At 44.6% G+C, this 19590-nt stretch carries 12 protein-coding genes, 15 tRNA genes and 1 pseudogene; 18 read left to right on the top strand and 10 right to left on the bottom strand.

Going from position 1 to position 19590, the window contains the following annotated elements; translation table 11 throughout:
• Nucleotides 1-156: 156 nt before the first annotated feature.
• The 6 genes from F6K64_RS18465 to F6K64_RS18440 form a co-directional block, all read right to left on the bottom strand.
• Nucleotides 157-5550: a GAF domain-containing protein gene (locus F6K64_RS18465; RefSeq protein WP_229414716.1), complete on the bottom strand. Its 5394-nt coding sequence runs from the start codon at nt 5548-5550 to the stop codon at nt 157-159.
• Complete coding sequence (locus F6K64_RS18460) at nt 5505-6065, bottom strand: chemotaxis protein CheW (protein WP_008188418.1); 561 nt, start codon at nt 6063-6065, stop codon at nt 5505-5507. Before F6K64_RS18460 ends, F6K64_RS18465 begins: the two co-directional genes overlap by 46 nt.
• Nucleotides 6066-6096: 31 nt before the next feature.
• On the bottom strand, nt 6097-6468 hold the full coding sequence (locus F6K64_RS18455) for a response regulator transcription factor (RefSeq protein WP_008188420.1): 372 nt from the start codon (nt 6466-6468) through the stop codon (nt 6097-6099).
• Nucleotides 6469-6705: 237 nt separating this feature from the next.
• Nucleotides 6706-7959: a response regulator gene (locus F6K64_RS18450; protein ID WP_008188422.1), complete on the bottom strand. Its 1254-nt coding sequence runs from the start codon at nt 7957-7959 to the stop codon at nt 6706-6708.
• 288 nt (nt 7960-8247) lie between these two features.
• Nucleotides 8248-8373: a hypothetical protein gene (locus F6K64_RS18445; RefSeq protein ID WP_267872098.1), complete on the bottom strand. Its 126-nt coding sequence runs from the start codon at nt 8371-8373 to the stop codon at nt 8248-8250.
• A 278-nt stretch (nt 8374-8651) separates the two neighbouring features.
• Complete coding sequence (locus tag F6K64_RS18440) at nt 8652-9395, bottom strand: urease accessory protein UreF (protein ID WP_008188423.1); 744 nt, start codon at nt 9393-9395, stop codon at nt 8652-8654.
• A 575-nt stretch (nt 9396-9970) separates the two neighbouring features.
• Here F6K64_RS18440 and F6K64_RS18435 point away from each other — a divergent pair.
• The 15 genes from F6K64_RS18435 to F6K64_RS18365 all read left to right on the top strand — a co-directional run bounded on the left by F6K64_RS18435 (nt 9971) and on the right by F6K64_RS18365 (nt 13138).
• Nucleotides 9971-10044 (top strand) — tRNA-Asp (locus F6K64_RS18435).
• Between the two features lie 171 nt (nt 10045-10215).
• Nucleotides 10216-10290 (top strand) — tRNA-Met (locus tag F6K64_RS18430).
• A 4-nt stretch (nt 10291-10294) separates the two neighbouring features.
• Nucleotides 10295-10365, top strand: a tRNA-Trp gene (locus tag F6K64_RS18425).
• A gap of 4 nt (nt 10366-10369) precedes the next feature.
• A tRNA-Glu gene (locus F6K64_RS18420) sits at nt 10370-10444 on the top strand.
• 4 nt (nt 10445-10448) lie between these two features.
• Nucleotides 10449-10521: transfer RNA gene (locus F6K64_RS18415), tRNA-Asn, on the top strand.
• A 31-nt stretch (nt 10522-10552) separates the two neighbouring features.
• Nucleotides 10553-10626 (top strand) — tRNA-Phe (locus tag F6K64_RS18410).
• A gap of 28 nt (nt 10627-10654) precedes the next feature.
• Nucleotides 10655-10727 (top strand) — tRNA-Gln (locus F6K64_RS18405).
• A 190-nt stretch (nt 10728-10917) separates the two neighbouring features.
• Nucleotides 10918-10991 (top strand) — tRNA-Leu (locus F6K64_RS18400).
• 4 nt (nt 10992-10995) lie between these two features.
• Nucleotides 10996-11069, top strand: a tRNA-Pro gene (locus tag F6K64_RS18395).
• A 4-nt stretch (nt 11070-11073) separates the two neighbouring features.
• Nucleotides 11074-11147 (top strand) — tRNA-Leu (locus tag F6K64_RS18390).
• A gap of 2 nt (nt 11148-11149) precedes the next feature.
• Nucleotides 11150-11226 (top strand) — tRNA-Met (locus F6K64_RS18385).
• Between the two features lie 365 nt (nt 11227-11591).
• Nucleotides 11592-12227 carry a hypothetical protein gene (locus tag F6K64_RS18380; protein WP_008188427.1) on the top strand — a complete coding sequence of 212 codons (636 nt, stop codon included), beginning with the start codon at nt 11592-11594 and terminating at the stop codon, nt 12225-12227.
• 54 nt (nt 12228-12281) lie between these two features.
• Nucleotides 12282-12354: transfer RNA gene (locus tag F6K64_RS18375), tRNA-Thr, on the top strand.
• Nucleotides 12355-12543: 189 nt separating this feature from the next.
• Entirely contained in the window at nt 12544-13020 is a 477-nt protein-coding gene (ybiA, locus tag F6K64_RS18370; protein ID WP_008188429.1) for a riboflavin biosynthesis intermediates N-glycosidase, read from the top strand.
• 44 nt (nt 13021-13064) lie between these two features.
• Nucleotides 13065-13138: transfer RNA gene (locus tag F6K64_RS18365), tRNA-His, on the top strand.
• A 191-nt stretch (nt 13139-13329) separates the two neighbouring features.
• Here F6K64_RS18365 and F6K64_RS18360 read toward each other — a convergent pair.
• The 3 genes and pseudogenes from F6K64_RS18360 to F6K64_RS18350 form a co-directional block, all read right to left on the bottom strand.
• A pseudogene (locus F6K64_RS18360) lies at nt 13330-13650 on the bottom strand (zinc ribbon domain-containing protein); the annotation flags it as partial.
• A 96-nt stretch (nt 13651-13746) separates the two neighbouring features.
• On the bottom strand, nt 13747-15444 hold the full coding sequence (gene ltrA / locus F6K64_RS18355; protein WP_008182183.1) for a group II intron reverse transcriptase/maturase: 1698 nt from the start codon (nt 15442-15444) through the stop codon (nt 13747-13749).
• Between the two features lie 715 nt (nt 15445-16159).
• Nucleotides 16160-17020: an RNA-guided endonuclease InsQ/TnpB family protein gene (locus F6K64_RS18350; protein ID WP_008188613.1), complete on the bottom strand. Its 861-nt coding sequence runs from the start codon at nt 17018-17020 to the stop codon at nt 16160-16162.
• 281 nt (nt 17021-17301) lie between these two features.
• Between F6K64_RS18350 and F6K64_RS18345 the strand changes: the two genes are divergently transcribed.
• The 3 genes from F6K64_RS18345 (at nt 17302) to F6K64_RS18335 (ending at nt 18292) form a co-directional block, all read left to right on the top strand.
• Nucleotides 17302-17374, top strand: a tRNA-Lys gene (locus F6K64_RS18345).
• 8 nt (nt 17375-17382) lie between these two features.
• Nucleotides 17383-17454: transfer RNA gene (locus F6K64_RS18340), tRNA-Lys, on the top strand.
• A gap of 418 nt (nt 17455-17872) precedes the next feature.
• Nucleotides 17873-18292: a hypothetical protein gene (locus F6K64_RS18335; RefSeq protein ID WP_008188611.1), complete on the top strand. Its 420-nt coding sequence runs from the start codon at nt 17873-17875 to the stop codon at nt 18290-18292.
• Nucleotides 18293-18416: 124 nt separating this feature from the next.
• Here the strand turns inward: F6K64_RS18335 and F6K64_RS18330 are convergent, their stop codons facing one another.
• Nucleotides 18417-19427 carry a GAF domain-containing protein gene (locus F6K64_RS18330; protein WP_044494882.1) on the bottom strand — a complete coding sequence of 337 codons (1011 nt, stop codon included), beginning with the start codon at nt 19425-19427 and terminating at the stop codon, nt 18417-18419.
• Nucleotides 19428-19590 lie beyond the last annotated feature (163 nt).

Genomic DNA, 19590 nt, shown 5'->3' with positions numbered 1-19590 from the left:
ATAATTGCCAATATTAACTAAGTTTTTGTTTAAAAGTTAGTTATCATCATAAAATCCAATCAAAAATATATATTCTAGTCTATTTTTGCCTTTTGCCTTTTGCCTTTTGCCTTTTGCCTTTTGCCTTGCTAAAATTAATCTTAGCAAGGCAAATAACTACTCAACCTTGAACTGGTCAGCACTGGCTTGAAGATTCTGAGCCATGGCGAGGAGTTCTTGGAAAGAGGTAGAAATTTCTATGGCATCCTCAGAAGTCTTGTTGGCAATTCCTGCAACCTCAGTCATGGTTTGGGTCACTGATTGGAACTCTTCGGTCTGTACCTGGGTTGCTTGGGTAATACCGTCTACGAGCTGGCTGATTTGGCTGGTGGCTTCAACAATGGCATTGAGAGTTAGACGGGTATCTTGTACCATTGCGGTTCCTTGGGCAACCTGTTGAATACCTTTATCCATGGCTGTAGATACCTCAGCAGTACTCTTCTGGATCTCCTGCACCAACTGCTCGATCTCAGTGGTGGCTTCCGCTGACTGACGGGCTAGAGAACGCACCTCATCGGCAACAACTACAAAACCCCGTCCATACTCACCGGCTCTTGTGGCTTCAATGGCTGCATTCAACGCTAGCAATTGGGTCTGATTAGTAAAGTTGCTAATCAGGTTCACTACCCTCGAAACCTTCTGGGAGGATTCGCTCAGGCGCTTGAGCCGTTTGCTGGTTTCTGCCACTGTCTCCCGGATTTCCAGAATTCCATCTACGGTACGGTTCATGGCGGCATCCCCTGCTTGGAGGGTTTGGTTAGCGGTTTGGACTGCCACTTCTACCTGTTGAGCACTCTGACCTACAGCTTCTGTAGAATTAACCATGGTCTGGATGTGCTCTAAGACTTCACCGAGAGCCATAAATTGTTGCTGGGCTTGGGCTGTGAGCAAAGCAATGGAGGATTCCCTGTCAACAGACGTTTGGGCAACTTTCCTGGAGGCTTGCTGGACTTGAGTCACGATCCGGCGCAGGCTTTGTAAGGTGTTGTTGTAGGCATCAGCAATGGTACCTACTTCATTGTTGGTTACCGGAGCTCGGACAGTGAGGTCTCCTTCTAGAGCTGGCCGCACTGCTGAGAGCAACTGCATTACCTCCCGCTGTACCGCTTCTTTGTCGGCTTTCTCCCGTTGTGCGGCATTGGTCAGCTGCTGGGACTGGTTCTGGATTTGTGCCAGATACTCAGCCTGTTGCAGGGCTGCCCCCACTTGCACCCCAATCTGAGCCAGGGCGTTGAGTTCAAACTCTTGCCAGTTACGAGCACCAGTATTTTGGTAGGTAGCCAGTAAACCCCATAAGGTTCCTTCTAGAAAAATTGGTGCCAGCATATAAGCCTTAACCTCATATTGCTCCAAGGTTTCCAGGTAACCGTCAGAATAACCAAAGGTGTAAATGTCATCAACTGCCACGCTTTCACGATTGCGATACCGACCTCCCTGGGTGTCTTGTAGATAAGTATCGGGCCAGAAGGCTTGGATATCCGCTCCCACCCATGGTAACCAACCGGTGGCAACTGCCTCAGCCACAAACTCACCAGTCCAATCAGGATTGAATTGATAGAGGGCTACGCGATCGCATTTGAGCAACTGCCGGACTTCTTGGGTTGTGATACCATAGATTTTAGTTACCTCCCGAGACTGGAATAGCTTACCGACTATTTTGGTTACCCCCTGAGCAATAAAAGCCGCTTTGGTGAGTTGGCTAGATTGGGCTCGCAACTGATCTAGGTAATGGGATCGCTGCAAGGCTAATCCCAGGGAATTACTAATCTGGAGCATGAGGGTGACATCAGTATCTTGCCACTGACGGGGTCCCGTATTTTGGTAAGCCGCCAGCAGCCCCCAGAGCTTTTCACCTTGGAAAATCGGCATAATCAGATATGCCCTGGCTTGGTATTGTTCCAGAGTGTTGATGTAGCAAGGAGAGAAACCAATGGCATAGATGTCATCAACCTGCTTGAAGCGGTCACCTCGGGCGAAGTCCCCACCCTGGGTTTCTTGCAAGCAGGTATCAACATTAGACAGAGAATTAACACTCAGGACTGTAACTGTGCAGCGCTCAGAAGCCGTTGTATCCACCTTCAGGCGGTCGTCTCTTTCTTGTTCAGTGATTAGGGAAAGCCAGCCAGGGGCAACGGATTCCGCCACAAACTCACCACTCCAGTCGGAGTTGAAGCGATAGATCACTACCCGGTCAGCTCCCAACACTTGCCGCAACTCTTTGGTAATGCTCTGGAAGACACTGTAAACATCTACAGACTGGGACAAATGGTTGCTAAGGCTTGCTACTACTCGCTCCCGCACAGCAGCTTGGCCAAGCTGGTGGGATTTGGCTTCTACTTGATTCAGGTAGCTCAATTGCTGTAGGGCTACCCCAAAGTGCAGGGCAATCTGCTTGGCAAAATCAATCTCATACTCCTGCCATTGACGGGGCTGACTGCATTGGTTAATGCACAACAATCCCCACAAATCAGGTCCTTGAAGTAGGGGCACAACCAGATTAGCCCGGACTTGGAACTGAGCCAGCAGCTCAATATGGCAATCGCTCAGTCCGGCATTGTAGACATCAGCAACCGCTTGCACACGTCCTTCGGTATAGTGAGGGGCATACTGTTCACCAAAGCAGTGGTCGGTAACTTTGGTTCCTAGCATGGCATCGTAGCCTGATGCCACATCCTCAGATACCAATTCCCCATCATCAAAGCCAGAGTTAGGGTAAAACCGAAATACACCCACCCGGTCAACCTGAAGAAGCTTGCGAATTTCGATAGCGGTTGTCTTGAAAATGGTATCCAGGTTTCGAGACTGACGGATCTTGTTGATGATTCCAACTACCGCTCGCTCCATCCGTGCGATTTTAGCTACCTGGGTAGATTTTGCCTCTACTTGGGCCAGGTACTCTGTTTGTTGTAGGGCAACTTCAAAGTGTAGGGCAATCTGCTTGGCAAAATCAATCTCATACTCCTGCCATTGACGGGGCTTACTGCATTGGTGAATGCATAAAAATCCCCAGAGTTCAGTTCCTTTACGCAATGGCACCACCAGGTTAGCCCGGACTTGAAACTGAGCCAGCAGCTCAATGTAGCAATCGCTCAGGTCCCCATTGTAGATATCAGCAACTGCGTGTACTCGCCCTTCGACATAGTGGCGGGAATACTTTTGACTAAAGCAATGGTCGTGAATCTTCTTACCCAGCATCCTATCGTAGCCATTGACCACATCTTCCGACACCAACTTTCCATCATTAAAATCGGAGTCAGGGTCAAAGCGAAACAGACCCACCCGGTCAGCCATCAGGAGCTTACGGATTTCTATGGTTGTGGTCTTGAAAATGGTATCCAGTTTCCGAGATTGCCGGATCTTGTTGATTATTTTGACTGCTGATTTTTCTAGGTCTGCAGCCAATAGCAGTTGGCTGGATTTTGCTCGCAGTTGCTCAAGATACTCCGTTTGCTGGAGGCCAACCCCAAATTGTCGGCCCATCTGAGCTAGTATACCCACCTCCATTTTCTGCCAGTGACGAGGGCCATTGTTCTGGTAAGCTGCGAGTAAACCCCACAGGGTTTTCCCTTGCAGAATCGGTACAATCACATAAGCTTTAGCCTGAAATTGCTCTAACAGGTCAATGTGACACTGATCGTAATTAACCAAGTAAATGTCATCAACGGCTAAGGTTTCATTATTGCGATACCGACCGCCTTCGGTGTCCTCCAAATAGGTATCGCGCCAGACTTTTTTAATACTCGGTTCAACTAACGGTATCCAACCGTGTGCCACATCCTCAGCCACAAACTCACCACTCCAGTCAGGATTGAAGCGATACACAGCCACGCGATCGCACTTCAGCTGCTGCCGGATTTCTTTAGTAGCAGTTTGGAAAACATTGTTCAAGTCGGAACTCTTAAGTATCTTATCAAGCAACCGACTGGCTATTTTTTCCCCCTCAACAGCAATATCCAGTTGCTCCGATTTCTCCTGTAGCTGGGCTGCCATGTCCAATTGCTTGAGAATACTACTGAGACGGTCACTGAGTAGTGACAGCAGCACCACGTCACTATCAAGCCAGCGCCGAGGGCGAGAGTTTTGGTAAACGGCAAATAAGCCCCAGAGGTGTTCACCATCAAAGATTGGGGCTATAATATAAGCATTGGTCTGGTATTTTTCTAAGGTTTCAATGTAGCACTGTGAAAAACCAGCGGCATAGATGTCGTCAACTCGCTGTACCTGCTGACTTTTGAAATAGCTGCCCCCTTGTGTCTGCTTTAAATAGGTATCGGTATTGGGGCTGGCAACGGATCCGATTTGCTTGACCGTACAGCGCTTAGAGGACAATAGATCTGGTGATGTCAGGTTAGGATTTTGCTTTTGGTCTTGGAGCAGGCTCACCCAACCCTCTGCAACCGACTCAGCCACAAATTCACCACTCCAGTCAGGATTGAAGCGATAAACCACTACCCGATCAGCCTTGAAAAATAGGCGCACTTCTTGACAAATGTTGCCATGGGCAATATTGGGATCAGAAGACGGTGGAATTGTGGCCAAGATTTGAGCCAAGACCTTTTCCTGCTTCACCTGCTCTCGCCGTCGGGTAAAAGATTCCACTGGCTGTAGACTTAGCCTCAGTTCAGTAACAACTTGGTAGAGCAGACTAATGTCAGCTTCCTGCCATTCCCGGGAACCAGAACATTGCTGCACCACCAGTAAGCCCCACAATTGCCCATCGATCAAAATCGGTAGACTTAAGCTGGCTTTGACCTGGAATCGTTCTAGCAGTTGGAGTTGAAACGGACTCAGAGCCCGGTCATTAATATCATTAAGGGCTACAACTTCCTGTTCCTCGTAGGCTGAGGGATTCTCTGCCCCAAAAGCAATCACTGGTAGGTACTCCCCCTGACTGGGAGTATAGCCACCCACCATCGACTCAACTAGCACTGTACCCCGATTCTCGGACTGGAAGCGAAAAATCAAGGCTCGGTCTACCCGTAAACCCTGACTAACCTCAGTCACTGTGGTTCTCAACAGGGCATCACTAGTTTCTGCTTTGCGCATCTGAGTGGCCAGGTGGAATAACCACTGCCGCTCACCCTTGCAGTGTTGCTCAATATCCACGGCTAGGTGGAACTTCACCCCGGTAGGTGTCCCCTTGCCATTGCCATTACTCGATGATTGATTAAGTTGGGACTTAGAACTGAGTATTTCCTCAGATTGATCAAATTTCTCAAATTGTGGCATAGTTATAGTTTCGGTTTGTTCAACATCTGGTAATGGTAAAATTTCCGACCATGATGGCATCTCAGAGGCAATCGAGTCGGTAGTAACCCTGCCAATCGACTGTTCAATGGGCAGAGTTAGTGACGAGCTTGCCAACCAGTCATAATTGGTTTGATGGGATTGATTTGGTTGATCAAAACTCGTCATAATTGCCCTGATCAATTGCCAGATCTCGGAGGAGGCTAAGTCGAAAAACCTCAAGACTCCCCTCCCCAAGACTCCCCTGCTTGATGTGTCTGCCATAGGGGACACTGAGTAATAGCCGTGACATCCAAGACTGCACCGCCATTCCCAGGTAGGTACCCCAGGACAAAAGGCAGTAACCTAGGAGGAAATAAGCCAGAAGCCGGTGGCTGGAGTTGCTCCAATTCATGTAACTCAATATCATTTACTTGCGACACCACCAAACCCACAGACTGGTCATTGACCTGAACCACTATTGCCACAGGAGATAGGGAAACTTGCCCTTGCTCCGACAAAGGTGGATAGCCAAGCAGCTGGTTTAGGTCTACCAACCAGAGCATTTCTGAGCGCCAATTACCAATTCCCAAAATGCAACTGGGCATTTCCGGCACCAGCAGAACGTCCGGCAGATTCACCCTGATAATTTCTGTAATCTGCTCTAGGGGCAACAGAATACTATCCTCAAAGCCAAGAGGAAAACGCAGCAACCGCACTCGGGTTTCTGGGGTTAGTGGATCTAAATTCAGTAGGTCAAGATTGGTTTGTGTTACCACTGGGTCAAGGGAGTTCAACATTATCTAATACCTAAGACCTAAGACCTAATACCTAAGACCTAATGCCTAACAATTGCTGGATTGTTTGTATTAGTTCTTGTTGGTTTATCGGTTTAGGTAAATAGGCATCAGCTCCCAGCATCGAACCCCAGAGTTTGTCGGCATCAGTTCCTTTAGTTGAGCAAATCACCACTGGGATGGTTTGGGTGTTGGAATTAGTCTTGAGTTCCCGGCACAGTTCAAACCCGCTTTGTCCTGGCAAAATAACATCAACAATCACCACATCTGGTTTCTGGGACTGGAGTTTGATCTGGGCATCCTCACTACTTGTGACACTAACTACCTTGAGACCAGCTTCTCTGAGGTAACCACTTAGCATCTCATTTTCTGTCAAGCTATCTTCAACCAAAAGGACTGTAGTCATAATTTATTTTGAATATAAAAGTATTGAGTATGTTATTTTTTTTTTATATATTATAACTAGTAAATATTATTTATATTATAATATATTTGCCCTGATTTGCAATTTTTTTAATTTACCATAAAAAAAATTAATAATTAGTACTTTAATAGGTATACTCAATTAATTGTGATAATTTTTTATCGAAAGTTCCCTACTCCCTACTCCCTGTTCACTTTGCTAAAGTATTAAAGTAAGTAGTCAACCGGACAGGATATTACGACTAACCCCGAGATACCTTTGTAGAATTGTCAATACCTTTGACCGAGTAATAGGCTTTGCTAAAAAGTCTGTAGAACCGACCATCTTTGCCCGCACTCGGTCTACAATTCCGTCATTACTGGTGACCATAATCACTGGCGTGTCTTGAAACACCGAAACCCGACGAATTTGTGCACAGACTTCATACCCGTTTAAAACTGGCATGACCAAATCCAAGAAGATCAGCTGTGGTTTGCACTTTAGCAAGGTCGGCAAGGCTTTGATGGGGTCTTGAACATTGATAAATCGATAGCCAGCATTGGCAAGAATTTGACTCATGGTCAGCCGATCGATGTGGCTGTCTTCGATATAAACTACCAAGGGACTAGCTGGTAATGTCATTACTGGTCCTCCAAACCTTCGAGCATTTTCTGGCATTGGGTTAGTGGCTTTAGTAAAGTGAGTATCACAGCGCCAGTCCCCAACCTCGATCAGACCCATCACCTGATCTCGGATGTAGGGCATGATTGATTGGGCCAGAGCCAAAAGATTCTGTTTCAACTTGAGAGCTAAATCCCTCAAAGTGCGATCGCCATCCACCAAGGTAGTTAGATTGTGGTAGGCAAGTAATGAGGTCTGCTGTCGCAATTTGTCAGCATCCCAGATCACCGGAGCCAAAGAAGGGGAAATATTTACCAAACCAGCCTGTTGCCAAGGCTCCCAAGCAAGGCTTGCCTGTTGCCAAATCTGATCAGCTCGAATTACTACCAACTTTGAATCAAAGGTTAAATCAGACGTTGAATCAGAGGTTGAATCAATAGTGTCTTGAGGAATCTGCCTGTAAGTTAGTTGCTCTGATGAACCACAGCGGAGTTGTTCCTGCCGTTGGATGATATCGAAAACTATTTCTGTACAGTTGCCAACAACAACCGACCTCATCTGTTTTAGCGGTACTTTCCCCTGTCTGACTAGTTCTGCTAGAGATGGGTAATCCCAATACACCGGCTGAACCGACGATCCCTGACACACAGGAAATGCTGATAGTTCTGGGCAGTGTACAGACAACTGCCGACACCAACGACGAATCGGATGCATTTTACTAGCACCCCCAATCAAACGACCCAAGTGGAAAGAAAGACTCCACTGCTGACCGTGGGGATCTTTAATCTTCAACCGACCAGTCAATTGCGCCTTTGCGCAAGCTTGAATCTGTTGTGCCAGTTTGTCGGTAGTCAATAATTTGTCAGTCGTCATTGGTGTCTCTATGGATATATAGCAATGCCACTAGTAATTAGTAACTATTAACTAACAATTAAAAATGAATAATTAACAAGTAATAATCATAGTTTTATAGCGCCTCTATTAGCACCGATGTTGTCAATAGTTCCTGTTTTAATTAATACCTAGATACCTAGATACCTAGATACCTAGATACCTAGATACCTAGATACCTAATAGGTAATATTGTGAATTATAATATTGTGAATCCTGATATTGTGTATAGTTTTCAGAACTTACGCAGCCACTATATTTGTATATTGTTTACAAAATATCGGGTTTTTCGCCCAGTTTTCCGTAAATCATGGTTTTGTAGGAATGCACCAAACTGGTAATGTTAGCAGACAAGTCAAGCCAAGGTTGTGGAGATGCACCATTATCGAGTTTCACTAACCATAAGCAAAACCCGGTTAGCCAAAATGAAGGTAAATTAGTAGCTGACCTTGATAAATTTTAGCTTCATTAAGGTTGTTTTTTAAATAAAATTAATTAAACTTAACTTTATTTATTCTGGCTTAATCATAACTATGATATAAGTCTTAAGATACGCTAATTGTCGTAGGATACTTTGCTAACTAGAAAATCTAGCATCTCTCAGTAACATCAGCAACAAAATATAGCTAACTTTATTAAGTCTTTAAAAAAAGGATTATTTATTTTCAAAAGAATTAACTGCGAAATAATCGTGTGTACTGAGTTTCGTGAGCCATACTTGCCAGGGCTAATCCCCAGCCACAACTACTTAATTTTTCATCCGCCAAAGTTAAAACATCTTCGGTGGTCAGAGTAAGTCTATGGTTGAGTGCTAGGAGTAGCTGTTGACCAACGGTTTGACCAAGGGGAATCACTTTGACCCCAGCACCGATCACATTAGATGCCCAGCTATGTAAGTAACCTAAGACTGTGGCTGTAATGTCAATGTGCCAGTGAGCAGCCCCAATCCCAAACGCGATCGCATAATTACAGGGTTGACCCACAGCTGATGCTACATCGTGTAGAGAGATTACATTTGCTTCAGAGGTTACATGAGTTCTCTCCACAATGGTTTCACTGGGTGGGTGCAAATCCAGCAGTAACCGCATCAACGAGTTACCCATCTGCCAACTTTGCGTCCGCAATTCAGCAGTTTCCTTAGCAGCACTTACCCAAGCATTCCAGTAGTTCAAACCCTCTAAATCCCCTTTGCCATAACTTTCGTAAGCTCGGACCATAACATAACCTTCTAATCGAATGGCTCCATAGCGCAGTTGATGCTCTAGCCACTGGTGCAGAGTAGCCTGGTTGTGAATCACACCAATATCAACTAAAGTTTCCAAACCCTCAGAATAGCCGTAAGCACCTACTGGTAGTACGGGACTAGCCAGTTGCAAAAGATTCAACAAAGAATTAGGGACTAGGGGATCTAAATGCATTCTTGCTTGTTGCTTATTGCCATAGTGCACTGTCTGTACATCATACCGAATCCCAATCCCACCCTCCTTCAGGATTGAAGAAGAGACCGAAGAGGGGGAAGAGGCACCAGTAACAACTGAGTAACATGTTTCTCCTGATCGAGACCTGCTCGATCCTGTCATCCATTACATCGGTTAAACCATCCCTTGCCCCTCTAGCAATGAGGAGTTACCCCCCTAAATATATATATAGTGTGTATTTTTATCTCAAAACACTACATGTATGGTTTTTGGGGACTATCCACATAACTCCTCAAAATTTCCAAAAAAAGTTTGCCCAAACCCTTGACACCGCTTGTAGTATTTATGTAGTATATAAACAGAGCGCAGAGGAAAGAGTCAAAAAGCTCGAATCCAAAAGCTTACACCGAACCTTGACAACTAAATATGTAACATACCTTTTGATTCATGTTTGGATATAACTGTGTTTGCTCATCACGTGGGGATAGACCCTTGGGTTGATTCCCCACAGAGTGAACTCAAAGATTTATCTAAAAGATTGATCTAAACTCCAACGGATAAACTGCTCAAGTCCTGGGGCTGTAGCTCAGACGGTCAGAGCGCCTGTCTGTCGAACAGGAAGTCGCGGGTTCGATTCCCGTCAGCCTCGCTGTCTTGATGCAGTCGCTCATGGGGGAAACCCCCAAGACCGTAATGGTGCGTTTTCCGTAGGCGAATTAAATTCGCCACGGGTCGCACCTCTGCATCGCTCTTTGCAGTCGCTTTTATCGGTTGGAGGTGCAAATCCTGCTCCAATCAGTGACTCCAAGCAGTGACTCCAAGCAGCGTAGCTCAAAGGTAGAGCGTCTGGCTCATAACCAGGTGGGTGCGGGTTCAAGTCCCGCCGCTGCTACCACATACGGAGATGGTGTAACTGGCAACATGACGGTCTCCAAAACCGTTGATCTGAGTTCAAATCTCAGTCTCCGCGCTCCCGTGCCGTAGGCAAATTTGGTTAAGCCGCTTGCCTTTCAAGCAGGTGATTGCGGGTTCGATCCCCGTCGGCACGATGAATGCCCTGTAGCTCAGTTGGAAGAGCAGCGAGCTGTTAACTCGATGGTCGCGGGTTCGATCCCTGCCAGGGCAGTCAGGAGGGGTTTGATCTTTCTCCTTTGTATCCCCCGGTAGCTCAGTTGGGTAGAGCGCTCGCCTGAAAAGCGAGAGGTCGTCGGTTCGATGCCGACCTTGGGGGGCTGTCACTTGCTATTGCAAGTGCTCAATGCCGGATGGACGATTGGCAAGTCGCCGTGACTCTGAATCACGGAGAGGTTGGTTCGAGTCCAACTCCGGCATTCTATTGTTGAAGGTTAAGCAGTTGAAGGTTAACCGGTTGAAGGTTAACCGGTTGTAAGCTTTAACCAAACAACCTACCCTACTTCGGACGCCAAAGGCGAACAACCAAACAACCGTAGGCCTTAAGGCCACGCGATCGCGTTCAACCTTCAAACCAAATCAATTTTGATAGCAACTTGGTATCAAATATGCTCCTGTAGCCCAATTGGCAGAGGCGACCGTTTTAAAAACGGTCAGTTGTGGGTTCGACTCCCACCAGGAGTACTAACGGGGTGTAGCGCAGTTTGGTAGCGCGCTTGCTTTGGGAGCAAGATGTCGCAGGTTCAAATCCTGTCACCCCGACTTTACCCCTGTGATGCAATTGGTAGACATCACTCCCCCAGAACGAGTGTCTTGCAGGTTCAAATCCTGCCAGGGGTATCGCAGGGATGGAGCAAGAGTAGGCTCGCCAGGTTCATACCCTGGAAATCAGTGAGTGCAATTCTCACCCCTGCCACCAATTTGCAGCCATGATGTAATATCATCTCTGGTTGAATACTTATTATTGAAAGTTATTGAAAGGGGTTTGTCAAGTAAAAACTATAAAGTAACAAATAATAAATAACAAATAACAAATAACAAATAACGTAAGCTATCAGCTATCAGCTATCAGCTTATGCGGGATGCTTAATGGGCTTTTTACCAGACTTTCAATTGTCATTAATGTCGAACTATTCAATTCTACCGTTTGTGGGATGCGCACGGTACGCGAACGAAGTTTATTTTAATCTGACGGCTGACAGCTGAGAGCTGAATGCTGACACTAACACCATGGTTGACAAGTGATGAGCTAGGAGATACAAATGAAGAGATAAGGAGGGTAAAATGACAACTATGACTGTCACAGATGCTCTAGCAGAGTTGACCTTGCTGCAAAAGCGCATTGACTCAGCCAGAGCAGCTTTGGACAACAACACCTTAATTTCTGTGGTTGAAGTCGGTCAAGTGCCAACAGGCTTCAAATCACGAGAAGATTATGAGATAAAAGCTAAAGCAGCTTTGCAAAAAGTGGATGCCTTGATTGCCAGAAGGCGGACGATCAAGAGAGTAATTGTCTTATCCAATGCGTCTACAATGGTTACGGTTGCTGACCAAGAGATGACTGTGGCAGAAGCCATTGAGATGAAGATGTTTATCATGTATTATGAAGCAGTTATCGGTACTATGCAGTCAGCATATACTAAAACCCTGAATCACTATAAGACGGCACAAGCACGAGTCAAAGACAGACTTGATAAACTAGCTCTAGAAGTGCTAGGACAGAATGCATCGGTTGGTTCACAGAAGTATCAATCCTTGTCAGATAGCTTTCTAGCTAGAGAAGGGGTTGAACTACTGGATCCTACTAACCTGGCTGAAGAACTTGAAAGACGACAAACCTTTATTGAACAGTTCAAGTCAACAGTTGATCGAGTACTCTCGATCAGCAATGCTAGGACAATGATCGAAATTCCTGATTAAAATGGTGATGCGTGCTGGTCACTCGAAAATCTCTAAATTTATGGTTTTTAAGTAAGATGGATAGCTCAAATTGGTAGAGCATATGATTTGTAATCATTGATTGTTGGTTCAAATCCGACTCCATCTTAAGCTAAATTTAAAGGTCAAAGGTTAACGGTTAACCCTTAAACCTCAATCATCAAACCTTAGCTTATCAACCTTCAAACCATAAAAGTCAACCATCGATAAAATCCAGGGACTATGGTTTTAGGTTCCATAAAACCTTGAGGTTTCCACCTGGCTGAGTGGTCAGCATTCTCATTATTCAGCAACAATTATGACAATCTATTTTTACGGTACTCGCCAAAAACCCTATGGTTGTTTTTCCAACTTCTCCCGACATGGCTTTGAGCTAGATGAATTGTGGTGGGCGACTAGTGAGCATTTCTTCCAAGCCCAAAAATTTGTGACTACTGATTCCTCTTGGTATGACAAAATACGTGAGGCAAAAACACCAAAGGAAGCAGCAAAAATGGGACGCAATCGCTCTCATCCTCTTCGTGATGATTGGGAAAAAGTCAAAGATGAGATTATGCAGCGAGGAGTGTTACAAAAATTTGAAACCCATGGTGATCTTCGCCAGTTACTACTTGCTACAGGTGATCAGCTAATTGTTGAGAATTCACCCATAGATTATTACTGGGGTTGTGGTGCTGATGGTAGTGGGAAAAACAAACTAGGAGAGATTTTAATGACAGTCAGGGCAATATTGCGTGACAAGGAACTTGATGCTAACGATAGCAATCCTAAATAATTAGCACTAAATAATTAGAACTTTGTATTGTTTTAAACAACTTGGTGTCTGAAGCCAAAGTGGTCGCGGCGCTGGTTTGTGGAACCAGTCATAACGGGTTCAAGTCCCGTCAGACACCCTTAGGTGCGACCCGTGGCGAATTTAATTCGCCAACGGAAAGCGCACCTTAAGGAAGATGCCGCCGAGTGGACGGCAATCGGTCTTGAAAACCGTGGTACGGCAGCGATGTTGTAGGGGTTCGATTCCTCCATCTTCCTCTAGCCACCAGAAGCCGAAAAGCGAGGCACTGTGCTGTTGACACTCCCCGGTCTAAAGACGCGGGGATTCTTTGTTCACAGAACCGTCTTGCTCAACCAGGTCGGAACCAGGAAGAGTAGAGGACAGATCTCCCAAAGTGTTCGGATCCAGGATCCAGGTTCCGGTATGCCCTACCGTACCCAAGGCTTTTTGGAGTATATTTATTGCGGCATTGTGGTCTCTGTCTAACTGGCAACCACACTTGCAAACATGGGTTCTAGTTGACAGAGACTTTTTGACCACTTCACCGCAGTCAGAGCAGTTTTGGCTGGTGTAGGCGGGGTTTACTGCAACAGTGATCCTACCAAACTTGGTTCCAAAATGCTCCAACCATTATTAAACTAAGCCAGTGAATCACCCCACTGACTCGTCTTCAGAACCGTGCGTGACATTTTCACATCACACGGCTCCTCATCATAGGAACCATTGTCATTGGTACCTCATTAACGGATTGTCATCTAGACTTGAGGTGTTTATTCTCTTTCCGTGTTTTGCATCGTGGCAGTGTAGGTGTAATAACTCCAGATTCTCATCCTTATTATTACCTCCTAGAGCACGTGGTAAGATGTGGTGTTTTTCTAATAAGTCGCCATCCCTGAAAGTAAGACCACAATGAGCGCATTTCCCTTCTTGCCGTTCTAAAAGCCTTCCCTTCTGAGTGGTCATCTCAGGATGCTTTCTCATTCTGGTACTCCAATAGATTAGGTCTCCATCATAGGGACTTCTTATATCTTGGACTTTCTTGTGTCTGACTATCTCCGTTTTGCTATGCTTCGGGAGAAAATGGTTCACATCTTTCATGAAAGTCCACCTATCCTCATCGATGGTTCCCCAATACTTCTTAGCTACCCAGGTCTTTGATTTATTAGGGTGTCTCCTATATCCCCATCTCTGAAGTTTGTTCCAAAGCCTATACCCTAAACTGTTGAAAGTGTCTTTACTACATACAGATTTGTAATAATTACACCATCCGTTTATAATGGGTTTAAGATGGCTTATTAATGCCTCTTGCGGAGCGGCTCTATATCTGTCTATTACTGATGAGAGCTGCTCATAATGCTCTTTCACTTTTTCCTTGGATGGTTTGATGATAGTTTTGAAACCTTGTTTTGAGTGGTTTTTCCCCGCTTTATATTGTCTGATATTGAATCCTAGGAAATCAAAACCATTAAATGTGTGGGCTATTATAGTTTTACTTGGTTTCAGTTCTAACCCTATATTTCCTAACCATTCGTTGACTATTTGTTGATATTCTACTACCACGTTCTGGTCAGGGTGCATTATTACGAAATCATCTGCATATCTGATTAGGGACAATCCTCTTTTATAATAGGTTTTCTTTCCTTTCACCGAGTTGGCGTGATTCCATACCGCCTGTTCCATGCCATGAAGGGCTATATTTGCTAAAAGTGGGGATATAACTCCACCTTGAGGGGTGCCCTTATCTGTAGGTGAGAATATTCCTTTATCCATCACACCAGCTTTAAGCCAGGACTTAATTAAACGTCTCATGGATGGATAAGTATTTAATTTTTCTAGTAGAGCTTCCTGATTTATTTTGTCAAAGCATTTAGCAATATCTGCATCTAGAACCCATTTTGGTTTATGACATATATTGCTAAATATTGCTTCTATAGCATCGTGACATGAGCGTCCAGGTCTGAACCCATAGGAGTTTGGTTCAAATCTGGCTTCCCATTCTGGTTCTAATGCTTGTTTGGCTAGGGCTTGTAGGGCACGGTCATATATGGTGGGTATCCCTAAAGGACGCTCTTCTTTCTTTCCGGGTTTAGGTATCCATACCCTTCTGGTTGGTTGAGCTTTCTTTAGGATTTTCAGGCTGGCTACTAATTTGAGGCGTTGCTTATTCGTTAAAGCTTTGACCCCATCTATTCCGGCAGTCTTTTTGCCTTTATTTTGTTGAGTTACCCGTCTGACCGCAATCATCTTAGCTGACCATGATTTCATCATGGTCTTTTGTAGCTTTCTTACCACGCGGACATCACCACGTTGTGAGGCTCGGTATATTCGTTTTTGTAACTTAAATACAGTCTTTTCTAGCTTTCGCCAGTTGACTTTATTCCATTCCGACTTTTGGGAGAATCCCAGAGTATTAGACTTTTTCATTACTACTTACGACTATACTTTTTCCTATAACGTGAGTCGGTCAGCGTATCCTAGTTATTACTCTAGGCATTTGCTTCTGACTCAATCTTGCCCTCATCTAACTTGCGGCTAACTACCTACTCAGAATATTCGACCTTTCTGAGAGTATGTATGAGGGTTACTTCGTTCCTGATAACCATTCTGTGAACCTTTAGGGTGATACTATTCACCGGGAAGACTTCTGGGAAATCTTTGAATAATTAGAAAACTATTCAAACCTTCTTCCATTGACTTATTTGTCTGTAGCGTATCAAACCTTATTTCGCTACGTTATCATGACGATGATTCAGACGTATCTTTCTCTCGTACCCGTGGGTTCTTTGCCTGTTACTAACACCTGGTCAGGTTAAGGGTGCTTCACTGTTCGACCCTTGCATTAATCCATGAGTTTGTTAGGTTCATGAATCAGGGTAAGGCTGTCACTCGGATTTCACGAGGGAAGGATTCTCACCTTCATGGTTATCAAGTTGTCGTGGTTCTATTGGACCAAGCGGTTAATCCCCCATACATTCATGGTATGGTTTCTCACCAACGAATCGCACTCCTAAATTGATACCAACCTGCATCATTAATAGACTTAGCCAAGCAGTGGTTTTTAACCAAATTTTTAACCCTCAAATCTTCGTAAGCGACCAAATCGTTAGATCGAACCACGCAACGCGCCGGAGACGAAACCTTAGAAGAGTGCAGCCTTACAACAAAACCTGCCACCTTTGATGCATAGCCTACCAACTATAAAGGCTGCACTCTTCTTGCGGTAACTTCTAACCAGTCTCTTGGCATGTTCTTCACGTTGCCTACTTATTTTGAGGTGTGTCCTACCTAGTCTATTAATTGCTTTCTTGCGGTTGGATGAGCCTTTCTTTTTCCGGGAAACCCGGCGTTGGTAAAACTTTAAACGTTTTTCTCCCGTTCTGTAAAATCTGGGGTTAGGTTCAGTATTTCCTCTAGAATCGGTATAAAAATCCTTTAGGCCGACATCTAAGCCAATGGTGGCGTCAGCAGGTTTTAACTGCTCATTAATATCAACCGAGACGCAGAACTGAACGTAATAGCCATCAGCTCGACGGACTATCCGAACCCTCTTTATTTGTTTCTTGTCAAAGCGCCACAAGTCCCATGTACCTTTGAGTTTGAGCTTTCCAATTCCCTTTTTGTCGCTAAACGTTATCGATTTATTGTCGGGGGACAACTTCCAGCCTGACTGTTTATATTCGACTGAGCGGCAGTGTTTTTGGAACCTAGGAAAACCCTTCTTTCCGGGTACTTTTTTCTTGCAGTTTTCAAAGAATCGGGCAATTGATGACCATGCTCTTTCAGCGCTGGACTGACGAGCGGTAGAATTTAGCTCATTTGCAAAAGCGAATTTTTTAGCAAGGACAGCACTGTATTTATTGAGGTCAAATTTGTTTACCCCTTTATTGTCCATCCAATACCTTAGGCAACTATTTCGGATGAATTTAACTGTCCGAATAGCCTCATCTATTGCAGAATATTGATGTTTCTTGCCTTTCGCTTTAAACTCTAATATGATCATCGGTTATCGACCTCTACCGTTATTATTTTAATTTACCATACTCAGAATAAAAATTTGGAAAGTTTCAGAATGTTTTTTTCACGGCGCGTCAAGCCGCTGTGAGCCTTCATCCCCGGTCATTAGACAAGGGGTTTTCGGCTCTAAAGGATTTTTATAACGCAGTGGTAGGAGGGTCAGTACCTCCCTGGTGGATTTCCCTCTGAAGCGCGGAACTGGCACTGACAGTCCTAATTTTAGATGTGGTTGTTCAACTCGACCCAGAGGGGTTTTGCTTTTGTGATGGGAATGTAGCTCAATTGGCAGAGCAGTCGGCTCTTAACCGAATTGTTGCAGGTTCAACTCCTGTCATTCCCATAGAATCTGGGTGGTTGGCATAGCGGCTGTGCAACGGATTTTTAATCCGTACTAGATAGGTTCGACTCCTATACCGCCCATTTATAATTCATCTATTTAAACAGCACAATCAGTATCTTTGACAAACCGGTATTTAACGGCTTTTAGCGGAACCATTGACCATGAGACCCTAGGCAGATGAAAGGGATTTACACGCGATGAAGCTTCGCTTCCGCTAAAAGCGATCGCTAACTTGATCAACCCCTGTGAACCAGTTGATCAGCTAGACTAAGGTATGTTAATCCGTTCACTACCCCAATCCATCCCTGGATAGAGACCGAGATTTACCTCTCTCGGAAGATGGAGATGGTCAGCAGAGCGCGAACGCGCTCTGGAAAAAACAAAGGTGCGCTTGACCCATTAAGAATTAAATTCGCCACGGGTCGCACCTGTTGAAACAGATTCAAAATGTCTTAAACTAATGGCAAATGTATAGTTATAACATCAAATAAAATTTCTATGCAGCTCGGTCCTGGTTTATTAATAACATTCTTGTACTACTTCACCTGTACAACCCTAATTACCACTGTCTTTTCCTCGCAAGTTTTGAGGCTAAGTCTGGTGACAGGGATGCCCTATAGTGTTGGTATAATTTTTGGCTTAATCGGTGGTTTATTAGGTACCTACTTCAATCGAACCGTTACAGTATCCCTAGAATTCAGGAGTAAGAAAGTTTTTACTGCTGCTCTCAATGATGCTCTGACCGAGATGGGGTTTGAGGAAACATCAAAGCTAGATGATTTTGTAGTTTACCAACGCCCAGCTCTCAGTAATCTTTTCTCTGGTAAAGTATTTGTACAAATCGGTAAAGGGAAAGCTACCATTGCTAGCCGTTCCAGAAATATTAAGCGAATCAGCTCTAAACTATCAAAAAATTAGAGACACTATCCATAATTTTTATAAAACTTATTTTTTTAAACCTGCCGATGACTATATCTCAGGGCAATAGTATTGCTAGAGGAAACACCATCGAGCAAACATAATCGAGCAAACATCATAGAACTTAACCCCTTAAATGATTAAGTTTTCGCAAAGCTCCAATGATTACTAACTTACCGTATAATTTAGTTCGGGAACCATAAATTTCTAGGTTAATCCTGCTGCCATCTTTACACTGACCAGGAAAGGTAAAGTAGAGATTTTTACCCTGACCCTGAAGACAATTAGTTATTCGATCATCCACAAATTTACGCTTGTCTTCTGCCACCACGTGTAGTAAGGATTGCAGAGAAATAAGTTCACCAAAGGAATAGCCAAAAATTTCCGCCATTTTGGGATTAACATATAGAAAATCGCCTTTACTATAAATTATGTAAATTCCCAGGGAAGAGAAATTATCTGAACTCTCAGTGAGCTGATTGGGTGGGGAGAAAACTTGATAGTTCTGAGGAGACTGTTGCCCTAGGTGTTGTTGTTGACTGTGGAGTTGAGCATTCTCTAAGATCAAAGCCATGGACTCAGCAGTCATTTCCATTAAACGGGCAGATTTAGCACCAAAGTGTTCCGCCTGGGAATGCATTAGGGTGATAATGCCTAATAACCTCTTGCCCCTGAGAATAGGAACAGCTAATACTGAGCGTACTTGATAGGGCTGACCAGGTAAGGTAAGCCAGCGGTCATCATCCATAGTATCAGTGATCAGCCCAACTTCCCGATGGCGGCTAACCCAACCAGCTAAACCTTGGTCTAGAACCTGACCAATGATCTGCTTTTTATATCGTGGGAGGGTTGCACCGCGAGCTAGAAGACTCTCAGTGACCATACCATCAGCATTGAGTAAAAACAGGCTACTCTCCTCTGCCTTAGTGAGCCGACCAGCAACGTGGAGTATATCTTGTAACAAAGCTCTAAGCATCAGGGAGCCAGAGGCGGTTTGCATCATGGTGGCATAGGTTTTAAATAGCTGATGTTGAGCACTGAAGACGATTCGTGTAGCTTTAAGTTGATCCACTTGTCGGCGCAGTGCTTTCACTTCCTGAATCAGCTGTTGTTTAGATTTATTCACATCACTCATATTTACCTCCATCAATCAGCCTGCGCCAATCCCACATTAGTCTACAGGCTTATAGCAAGTGGCGTTGTTGACGTTTAATTTACCTATGGGGTCAGGAGGAATTGGGGGAAATTTCCTAATTCCCAATTCCTTTTTGTTTATTCTTTGACTGCAACTTGGTATC

This window comes from Moorena sp. SIO3A2 (genome assembly GCF_010672265.1).
Classification (GTDB): Bacteria; Cyanobacteriota; Cyanobacteriia; order Cyanobacteriales; family Coleofasciculaceae; genus Moorena; species Moorena producens.
This window is presented reverse-complemented; position numbering and strand designations above follow the sequence as displayed.

Excerpts from the sequence above, each read along its gene's own strand:
- F6K64_RS18465 (WP_229414716.1), bottom strand. The coding sequence starts at position 5,550 with ATGGCAGACACATCAAGCAGGGGAGTCTTGGGGAGGGGAGTCTTGAGG.
- F6K64_RS18460 (WP_008188418.1), bottom strand. The coding sequence starts at position 6,065 with ATGTTGAACTCCCTTGACCCAGTGGTAACACAAACCAATCTTGACCTA.
- F6K64_RS18455 (WP_008188420.1), bottom strand. The coding sequence starts at position 6,468 with ATGACTACAGTCCTTTTGGTTGAAGATAGCTTGACAGAAAATGAGATG.
- F6K64_RS18450 (WP_008188422.1), bottom strand. The coding sequence starts at position 7,959 with ATGACGACTGACAAATTATTGACTACCGACAAACTGGCACAACAGATT.
- F6K64_RS18440 (WP_008188423.1), bottom strand. The coding sequence starts at position 9,395 with ATGCATTTAGATCCCCTAGTCCCTAATTCTTTGTTGAATCTTTTGCAA.
- F6K64_RS18380 (WP_008188427.1), top strand. The coding sequence starts at position 11,592 with ATGACAACTATGACTGTCACAGATGCTCTAGCAGAGTTGACCTTGCTG.
- ybiA (WP_008188429.1), top strand. The coding sequence starts at position 12,544 with ATGACAATCTATTTTTACGGTACTCGCCAAAAACCCTATGGTTGTTTT.
- ltrA (WP_008182183.1), bottom strand. The coding sequence starts at position 15,444 with ATGAAAAAGTCTAATACTCTGGGATTCTCCCAAAAGTCGGAATGGAAT.
- F6K64_RS18350 (WP_008188613.1), bottom strand. The coding sequence starts at position 17,020 with ATGATCATATTAGAGTTTAAAGCGAAAGGCAAGAAACATCAATATTCT.
- F6K64_RS18335 (WP_008188611.1), top strand. The coding sequence starts at position 17,873 with ATGCAGCTCGGTCCTGGTTTATTAATAACATTCTTGTACTACTTCACC.
- F6K64_RS18330 (WP_044494882.1), bottom strand. The coding sequence starts at position 19,427 with ATGAGTGATGTGAATAAATCTAAACAACAGCTGATTCAGGAAGTGAAA.